This window comes from Geodermatophilus sp. SYSU D00742, assembly GCF_054049935.1.
In genome coordinates this window covers 48,122-55,695 of the sequence record NZ_JBJGYJ010000033.1, presented here as the reverse complement: position 1 = coordinate 55,695, position 7,574 = coordinate 48,122, and the positions used below count along the sequence as shown (strand labels likewise).

Annotated in this window: 8 protein-coding genes; all 8 read left to right on the top strand. The window is 71.0% G+C overall.

What is annotated here, in order from left to right; genetic code table 11:
• Positions 1-204 precede the first annotated feature (204 nt).
• The 8 genes from ACI78V_RS18905 to ACI78V_RS18870 all read left to right on the top strand — a co-directional run bounded on the left by ACI78V_RS18905 (position 205) and on the right by ACI78V_RS18870 (position 7,571).
• Positions 205-1,776 (top strand): ABC transporter substrate-binding protein, encoded by a 1,572-nt coding sequence (locus ACI78V_RS18905; protein WP_456853524.1) that lies wholly within the window; start codon positions 205-207, stop codon positions 1,774-1,776.
• A gap of 299 nt (positions 1,777-2,075) precedes the next feature.
• Positions 2,076-2,867 carry an SDR family NAD(P)-dependent oxidoreductase gene (locus ACI78V_RS18900; RefSeq protein ID WP_456853522.1) on the top strand — a complete coding sequence of 264 codons (792 nt, stop codon included), beginning with the start codon at positions 2,076-2,078 and terminating at the stop codon, positions 2,865-2,867.
• A 36-nt stretch (positions 2,868-2,903) separates the two neighbouring features.
• A complete protein-coding gene (locus ACI78V_RS18895; RefSeq protein WP_456853521.1) occupies positions 2,904-4,481 on the top strand; it encodes an ABC transporter substrate-binding protein in 1,578 nt (525 codons plus the stop codon).
• A 139-nt stretch (positions 4,482-4,620) separates the two neighbouring features.
• Positions 4,621-5,412 carry an SDR family NAD(P)-dependent oxidoreductase gene (locus tag ACI78V_RS18890; protein ID WP_456853519.1) on the top strand — a complete coding sequence of 264 codons (792 nt, stop codon included), beginning with the start codon at positions 4,621-4,623 and terminating at the stop codon, positions 5,410-5,412.
• Between the two features lie 33 nt (positions 5,413-5,445).
• A complete protein-coding gene (locus ACI78V_RS18885; protein ID WP_456853517.1) occupies positions 5,446-5,631 on the top strand; it encodes a hypothetical protein in 186 nt (61 codons plus the stop codon).
• Positions 5,628-6,401 (top strand): alpha/beta fold hydrolase, encoded by a 774-nt coding sequence (locus tag ACI78V_RS18880; protein WP_456853515.1) that lies wholly within the window; start codon positions 5,628-5,630, stop codon positions 6,399-6,401. Before ACI78V_RS18885 ends, ACI78V_RS18880 begins: the two co-directional genes overlap by 4 nt.
• A 25-nt stretch (positions 6,402-6,426) precedes the next feature.
• Positions 6,427-7,197, top strand: coding sequence for an SDR family NAD(P)-dependent oxidoreductase (locus ACI78V_RS18875; protein WP_456853513.1), 771 nt, complete (start codon positions 6,427-6,429; stop codon positions 7,195-7,197).
• Positions 7,198-7,265: 68 nt separating this feature from the next.
• On the top strand, positions 7,266-7,571 hold the full coding sequence (locus ACI78V_RS18870; protein ID WP_456853511.1) for an EthD family reductase: 306 nt from the start codon (positions 7,266-7,268) through the stop codon (positions 7,569-7,571).
• Positions 7,572-7,574: the final 3 nt, after the last annotated feature.

Here is a 7,574-nt window from a genome sequence, read left to right as displayed (position 1 = left end):
GGGGAGCCGAGGCTCCCCGCCCGGCGCGTCGGCGTCTCCGACCGTCTGCCCTGGTCAGACGGTCGGCGCCTGGACCGGCCATGTGTGACAGAGACCACATGGAGGTCCCTCGGGGTGGTCGGACTCCCGTTGTCGCCGACCACCCGGACACACCAGGTTCCTTGCCACGAATCGGCGTGGGTCCGACTTCTCTTGGAGGTGCACGTGAGCGGTACGACGACGTCCCCCCGCAGGTCAGGACGACCTCGGTGGTGGATCGGGCTGCTGTCGGTCTTGGCCCTGGTGCTGTCCGCCTGTGGCGGCGGGGCCGCGGCGGGCAACGACAGTGCCGGTGAGATCGACCCGAACGGCACCTTCCGCTACGTGTTCGTGCAGAACCCCTCGACGTTCGACCCGCACCGGTCGGCGAACCCGTGGGACATGATCTTCTTCCGGCTCGTCTACGACCAGCTGATCATGTTGGACGAGAACGACGAGCTCGCGCCGCAGCTGGCCACCTCGTGGGAGTTCGTCGACGACGAGACCGCGCTGGTCATGGAGCTGCGCGACGACGTCACCTTCATCGACGGCACGCCGTTCAACGCCGAGGCGGTCAAGGCCAACCTCGACCGCGCCCGCACGCTCGAGACCGGCACGCTGCGCGGCCAGCTGGCCCGGATCGAGTCGGTCGAGGCGGTCGAGGAGTTCACCGTCCGGATCAACCTCAACGGCCCCGGCGGTGACCTGCCGGCGCTCTTCTCCGCGACCGCCGGCAGCATGATCAGCCCCGCCGCGCTGAACAACCCGGACCTGGACCAGAACCCGGTCGGCTCGGGCATGGCCACGCTGGCGGAGTACGTCCCCGGTCAGGTCACGCGGTACGACCGCAACGAGGAGTACTGGGACCCGGAGGCGGCGAAGGCCGCGCACTACGAGATCCTCGTGCAGACCTCGGCGACCACGCGGTTCAACATGCTGCAGACCGGCCAGGCCGAGCTGACCTACCTCGACCCCTCGCAGGCCGAGCAGGCGCAGGCGGCCGGGCTGAACTCCGCGCCGTCGAAGAGCCTGTCGATCATGTCCATGTACATGAACACCGGCAAGGCGCCGTTCGACGACATCCGGGTGCGCCAGGCCATGGAGCACGCGGTCGACCGGCAGGCGATCGTCGACGGGGTGTTCTTCGGCCTCGGCGAGCCGGTGGCCCAGTACATGCCGCCGGACCACTGGGCCTACAACCCCGACGTGACCCCTGAGGGCGAGTACGGCTACGACCCCGAGCGGGCACGGGAGCTGCTGGCCGAGGCCGGCTACCCCGACGGCGTCGACTTCGAGATGCTCGTGCCGAGCCTCGACGACCACCGTGCCGTGGCCGAGGCCCTGGTGCCGATGCTCGCCGAGGTCGGGCTGAGGGCCAGCACCCGGGTGGTCGAGTCGCCGACCACCGGCGTCACCTTCTACGGCCGGCAGGAGGGCAACGTGTTCCCCGGCATGGGTGCCCCCTTCGCCGACCCCACGCTGCCCTACCAGGCCAGCCTGCCCGGCCAGTTCTCCAACCCCTGGAACACCACCACCGAGGAGTTCCAGCAGGCCTGGATGGAGTCGCTGAGCGGGGCCACCCGGGAGGCGCGGGTGGACGCGATCCACCGGATGGTCGAGGAGGAGAAGAAGATCCGGAAGAACTTCCCGATCCACGCGCACTTCCCGCCCAGCGCCTGGACCGACCGGGCGGTCTTCCCCGAGGGCTACGAGCCGGCCTACGCGCCGACCTTCCGGGGGGTGGGCGTCACCGCCTGACCGAGGCGCGGGCGGGCCCTGGCGGCCCGCCTCCGCCGACGACGCACCGGGACGGCCGGGCGGGGTGCACTCCCCGCCCGGCCGTCGTCGTCCCTGCTGCAGGTGGGTGAGTGCCCTGCTCAGGGGCCGGAGAACAGCGGTGCGGGGCGGGGGAGGGGCCGTCGTCGGCAGTGTGACGTGGAACATGACCCGGCCTCCGAAGGTGGTCGACGTTCCGTTGTCCGGGTCACTCGCAGCCAGCAGATTCAGAGCCACCAGAAGCGATGCGGTCGGCGGCAGCCGGCGCTGAGGAGGACGGCATGGGGCAGGCACTGCACGACCGCGTCGCGGTGATCACCGGCGGCGCGAGCGGCATCGGGCAGGCCACCGCCGTCCGGTTCGCCGAGGAGGGCGCCGACGTCGTCATCGGCGACATCCAGCCCGGCGACGAGACCCTGCGGTTGGTGGAGAAGGCCGGCCGGCGGGCGCTGTACGTGCGCACCGACACCACGGTGGAGGCCGACTGCGACGGTCTCGTCGCCGCCGCGGTGGCCGAGTTCGGCCGGGTGGACGTCGGCGTGGCCTCGGCCGGCGTCTCGTCCGCGGCGTCCGACGCCGACCGGGTGGCGCGGCTGGAGAGCGACGCCGGCCACGTGACCACCCTGTCGACGGCGGCCTTCCAGCGGGTCATGGACATCAACGTCACCGGCGTGATGATGACCAGCCGGGCGCTGGCCCGGCAGATGCTCGCGCAAGGCACCGGCGGCTCGATCGTCACCATCGCCTCGACCGCCGCGAAGATCCCGATCGCCGGCGCGGCTCCGTACTGCGTCTCCAAGGCCGGCGTCTGGATGCTGACCAAGGTCATGGCCCTGGAACTGGCGGGCACCGGCATCCGGGTCAACTCCGTGGGCCCGGGCTTCACCACCACGCCCATGTGGGACGTCGCGGAGGACAGCCCCTCGCACCAGTGGGCCATGAGCATCACGCCGATGCACCGGAACGGGACCCCGGCGGAGCAGGCCGCAGCCTGCCTGTTCCTCGCCAGCGACGAGTCCTCGTTCGTCACCGGCCAGATCCTGCACCCGGCCGGCGGCCAGTTCACCGACTGAGCCACGCCCCGGCCAACCCCGTCTTGGAGGTACGTAGTGAGCGGTACGACATCCGTGCGCAGGCCCCGGCGACCACGCCTGTGGATCGGCCTGCTCTCGGCGCTGGCCCTGGTGCTGTCCGCCTGTGGCGGCGGCAGCACGGCCGGAGATGGCAGCGGCAGCGCCGGTGAGATCGACCCGAACGGCACCTTCCGCTACGTGTTCGTGCAGAACCCCTCGACGTTCGACCCGCACCGGTCGGGCAACGCCTGGGACATGATCTTCTTCCGGCTCGTCTACGACCAGCTGATCATGTTGGACGAGAACGACGAGCTCGCGCCGCAGCTGGCCACCTCGTGGGAGTTCGTCGACGACGAGACCGCGCTGGTCATGGAGCTGCGCGACGATGTCACCTTCATCGACGGCACGCCGTTCAACGCCGAGGCGGTCAAGGCCAACCTGGAGCGGGCCAAGACGCTGGAGACCAGCACCCTGAAGGGCCAGCTGGCCCGGGTGGAGACCATCGACGTCGTCGACGAGTTCACCGTGCGGCTCAACCTCAACGGTCCCGGCGGTGACCTGCCCAACCTGTTCACCGACCGGCTGGGCAGCATGATCAGCCCGGCGGCGTTCGGCAACCCGGACCTGGACCAGAACCCGGTCGGCTCGGGCATGGCCACGCTGGTGGAGTACGTGCCGGGGCAGGTGTCGCGGTACGACCGCAACGAGGAGTACTGGGACCCGGAGGCGGCGAAGGCCGCGCACTACGAGATCATCGTGCAGACCTCGGCGACCACGCGGTTCAACATGCTGCAGACCGGTCAGGCCGAGCTGACCTACCTCGACCCCTCGCAGGCCGAGCAGGCCGCGACCGCGGGGCTGAACTCCGCGCCGTCGAAGAGCCTGTCGGTCATGTCGATCAACATGAACGCCGGTAAGGCGCCGTTCGACGACATCCGGGTGCGCCAGGCGCTGCAGCACGCCATCGACCGGCAGGCGATCGTCGACGGGGTGTTCTTCGGCCTCGGCGAGCCGGTGGCGCAGTTCATGCCGCCGGACCACTGGGCCTACAACCCCGACGTCACCCCCGACAACGACGAGTACGGCTACGACCCGCAGCGGGCCCGGGAGCTGCTGGCCGAGGCCGGCTACCCCGACGGCGTCGAGTTCGAGTGGCTGGTGCCGAGCCTGGACGACCACCGTGCCGTGGCCGAGGCCCTGGTGCCGATGCTCGCCGAGGCCGGGATGACCGCCAACACGCGGGTCATCGAGTCGCCCACGACGCCGGTCACCTTCTACGGCCGCCAGGAGGGCAACGTCTACAACGGCATGGGGGCGCCGTTCGCCGACCCGACGGTGCAGTACCAGAACTACCTGCCCGGTGCGTTCCGCAACCCGTGGAACGTCTCCAGCCCGGAGTTCGAGCAGGCCTGGCTGGACGCGCTGTCCGGGACGACGCCGGAGGCCCGTGTCCCGGCCATCCACCGGATGGTCGAGGAGGAGAAGAAGACCATGATCTCCTTCCCGCTCCACGCGCACTTCCCGCCCAGCGCCTGGACCGACCGGGCGGTCTTCCCCGAGGGCTACGAGCCGGCCTACGCCCCGACCTTCCGCGGCGTCGGCGTCACCGCCTGACCCCCGGGCGCGGGCGGACGGGGAACGAGACCCGCCCGCGCCCGGCCCTCACCGGCCCGGTCAGCACGGCGACACACCCCCAGGACCACCGATCCCGGCGGCGCACCGTTGCGCCGCCGTACCGAGAGGAAGCCAGCGCATGCGTCTCGACGGCAAGGTCGCGGTCATCACCGGCGGCGGCTCCGGCATCGGCGCCGCCACGGCGCAGGCGTTCACCCGCGAGGGCGCCCGCGTGGTCATCGCCGACATCGACGGCGCCGCGGGTGAGTCCGTGGCCAAGGAGCTGCGCGCCGGCGGTGCCACCATCGACTTCCTCGAGGCCGACGCCTCCGAGCGGGCCGACCTCGAGCGGGTCATCGGGTTCGCGACCAGCACCCACGGCCGCCTCGACGTCCTGCACAACAACCACGTCTCGTTCGAGGCCGGGCGGATCGGGGACCTCACGTGGGACGGACTCCGCCGCTCCCTGGACGTCGGGCTGGTCTCCTACTGGTACGCCATCAAGCTGGCCCTGGAGCCGATGCTGGCCCAGGGCCGCGGGTCGATCGTGAACACCGCCTCGGTCTCCGGGCTGGCCGGCGACTTCGGCCTCGGCGCCTACAACATGCTCAAGGCCGGCGTCGTGAACCTCTCCCGGGTCACCGGCATCGAGTACGCCCGCAAGGGCGTGCGGTGCAACGCCGTCTGCCCCGGCCCGATCGGGACACCGCCGATCGACCGGCTGCACGACGCCGCGCCGGCGACGTGGGAGGCCATCCGGGAGGCCATCCCGATGGGCCGCTACGGGCGCGCCGAGGAGATCGCCAACGCCGTCCTGTTCCTGGCCTCCGACGAGTCGAGCTTCATCACCGGCACCCACCTGGTCGCCGACGGCGGGCTGTGGGCGCACTCGGGGATGCCCCCGATCGGTGGCCTGGGCCCGGACTTCTGAGCGGAGGGCGGCCAGCTGATCACCTGCATGCACATGGGCAACCTCCCCGAGGAGACCGCCGCCATGAACAACGAGCTGTTCGGCACCCAGGTGGCGCCGTACCTGCGAGATCTGTGGGCCGACCACGAGGACCACTCGACCCCCGCGGTCAGTCAGCACCGGGTCGCGGCCCACGCGCCCCGGATCCCCGTTCCGAGTCGTCAGGAGAGCACGCGATGACCACGCTGGAGATCCCGAACATCGGGACGTTCGACATCGAACTGCTGGAGGAGGGGAGCGGATCGCCGCTGCTGTACCTGCACGGGTACGAGCGCCACCCCGGCGCCGCCGGCTTCCTCAAGCGGCTGGCCGAGAGCCGCCGGGTGCTCGCGCCCGAGCTGCCCGGGTACGGCAAGTCCACCGGCTTCGAGAACTTCACCGACGTCATCGACGTGGCCCTCTACCACCGGGAGCTGGTGGAGTCCCTGGGCGTCGACAAGGTCGACGTCGTCGGCCACTCGCTGGGCGGGATGTTCGCCGCGGAACTGGCGGCCATCGCCCCGCAGCTGGTCCGTCGGCTCGTGCTGGTCAACCCCTTCGGCATCTGGCTGGACGACGAGCCGACGCTGGACCCCTTCGGCGAGGCGGCCGCGGTGAAGGCCGCGAAGTGGCACGGCGAGGCGCCGAAGAACGAGCCGACGAACTTCGTGCCCGACCCCGACGACCCGCACGGGGCCATCCTCTTCAGCGCCCAGAACCTGGGCACGGCCACCAAGTTCATGTGGCCGATCGCCGACCGGGGGCTGCGCCGCCGGCTGCCGCTGGTCGACGCCCCGACGCTCGTCGTCCACGGCACCTCCGACGGCCTGCTGCCGGTGTCCTACGCCGACGAGTTCGTGCGCCTGATCCCGAACGCGGAGCTCGCCCTCATCGAGGGAGCCGGCCACTACCCGATGGTCGAGCAGGAGGACGAGTTCGTGTCCGTGGTCAGCAAGTTCCTGGACGCCTGAGCAGGATCGACGGAGGAGAGACGACATGGGCAGGGTCGAAGGCAAGGTCGCGCTGATCACCGGCGGCGCGGCGGGCATCGGTCGGGAGACCGCGGTCACCCTGGCGCGCGAGGGCGCGCGGGTGGTCATCGCCGACCTGAACCTGGACGGCGCCAAGGAGACCGCCGCCATGATCGGGGACGCCGCTACCCCGATCTACTTCAACGCCACCGACCAGCAGTCGATCCAGGACCTGGTCGAGGCGGTCATCGGCGAGCACGGCCGGGTCGACGTCATCCACAACAACGCGGCCCTGGTGGGGCCGGACGCCTGGTTCACCGACTCGACGGTGATCGACACCTCGGTCGAGATGTGGGACCGCGCCTTCGCGACCAACGTCCGCAGCATCTTCCTGATGTGCAAGTACGCGCTGCCGCACATGGTCGAGGCCGGCGGCGGCTCCATCATCAACATGTCCTCGGTGGGCGGCCTGCGCGGCAGCACGGCGTTGACGGCCTACGGGACGACGAAGGCCGCGGTCATCGGCCTGACCCGGTACATCGCCGCCCAGCACGGCAAGCAGGGGGTGCGCTGCAACGCGATCGCCCCCGGGGTCATCCAGACCCAGCAGCTGCTCGACGCCGTGCCCGACCTGCCGACCGCGGCGCTGGCCACGGTCGCCTCACCCCGGGTGGGCCTGCCCAGCGACATCGCCAACATGGTGCTGTTCCTCGCCTCGGACGAGTCCGCCTTCGTCAACGGCGAGACCTACCGCGTCGACGGCGGCGCGATGGAGGCCGGCTCCAGCGGCCGCTGAGCACGCCCGGCCGCCGGCCACCGCACCCCCGATCCGCACCACCCGCCACCGAGCCCGAGGAGGGCCCCATGATCAAGCTCACCGTCCTGTACGACCGCCCCTCCGACGTGGAGGCGTTCGAGGCCTACTACCTGGCCAACCACGTGCCGCTCGCCCGCAAGGTGCCCGGGCTGAACGACATCGAGGTGACGCTGTTCCAGCCGGGCCCCGACGGCTCGCTGCCGAAGTACCACCTCATGGCCGAGCTGACCTTCGACGACCCGGAGGCCATGCAGGCCGGCCTGGGCTCGCCCGAGGGCAAGGCGCTCGGCGCCGACGTCGCCAACTTCCCCGGCACGACGTCGTCCACCCACCTCATCGGCGTCGTCGCCTGAGCG

Bases quoted from the DNA above. Each gene is read 5' to 3' on its own strand.
- ACI78V_RS18900 (WP_456853522.1), top strand. From the start codon at position 2,076: ATGGGGCAGGCACTGCACGACCGCGTCGCGGTGATCACCGGCGGCGCG.
- ACI78V_RS18890 (WP_456853519.1), top strand. From the start codon at position 4,621: ATGCGTCTCGACGGCAAGGTCGCGGTCATCACCGGCGGCGGCTCCGGC.
- ACI78V_RS18885 (WP_456853517.1), top strand. From the start codon at position 5,446: ATGGGCAACCTCCCCGAGGAGACCGCCGCCATGAACAACGAGCTGTTC.
- ACI78V_RS18880 (WP_456853515.1), top strand. From the start codon at position 5,628: ATGACCACGCTGGAGATCCCGAACATCGGGACGTTCGACATCGAACTG.
- ACI78V_RS18875 (WP_456853513.1), top strand. From the start codon at position 6,427: ATGGGCAGGGTCGAAGGCAAGGTCGCGCTGATCACCGGCGGCGCGGCG.
- ACI78V_RS18870 (WP_456853511.1), top strand. From the start codon at position 7,266: ATGATCAAGCTCACCGTCCTGTACGACCGCCCCTCCGACGTGGAGGCG.